The 762-nt window shown below is 47.6% G+C and carries 1 protein-coding gene; it reads left to right on the top strand.

Annotated elements, in window-relative coordinates; genetic code table 11:
* A partial coding sequence (locus tag RE027_RS17915; RefSeq protein WP_368809652.1) for a glycosyltransferase occupies positions 1–705 on the top strand: 705 nt, incomplete at its 5' end.
* Positions 706–762: the final 57 nt, after the last annotated feature.

Below are 762 nucleotides of genomic sequence, written 5' to 3'. Positions count from 1 at the left end.
TTTGCAGGACTGGACCATGCAAGCGGCGAAGCTATTATCCCGATAGATGTTGATTTGCAGGACCCAATTGAGGTTATACCGCACCTGATAGAGAAATGGCAGGCCGGGGCGGATATGGTGCTGGCTAAACGCTCTGACCGGTCCACCGATGGGCGACTCAAGCGTAAGACCGCAGAGTGGTTCTATAAGCTGCACAACAAAATCAGCAATCCGCAGATCGAGGAAAACGTTGGCGACTTCCGCCTGATGTCTCGAGATGTGGTTGAAAACATCAAGCTAATGCCAGAACGCAACCTTTTCATGAAAGGCGTTTTGAGTTGGGTTGGCGGCCGCACTGATGTTGTTGAATATGCCCGCGCAGAACGTGTTGCCGGGGATTCTAAGTTTAATGGCTGGAAACTGTGGAACCTAGCGTTAGAGGGTATCACCAGTTTCTCAACTTTCCCACTGCGCATGTGGACGTATATCGGCTTGTTCGTTGCTGGCCTGGCCTTCATCTATGGCGCATGGATGATCGTCGACACGTTAGCGTTCGGCAACCCGGTTCGCGGCTATCCATCAATGCTTGTTTCAATACTTTTCCTTGGTGGGGTTCAGTTGATAGGCATAGGTGTTCTTGGGGAGTATATCGGAAGGATTTATGTTGAAGTTAAGGGAAGACCGCGATACATCATCAAAAATTATGAACCAACAAACAAGTCTTAAGGTGTTAAAATGCTTCGTTTCAATTTAGACAAAAAGCTTTTTTCAATGATATTGCTT

It is taken from the genome of Kocuria sabuli (assembly GCF_040981185.1).
GTDB lineage: Bacteria > Actinomycetota > Actinomycetes > Actinomycetales > Micrococcaceae > Kocuria > Kocuria sabuli.
The sequence above is the reverse complement of the archived record's forward strand: the minus strand, read 5'-3'. Positions and strand labels throughout refer to the sequence as shown.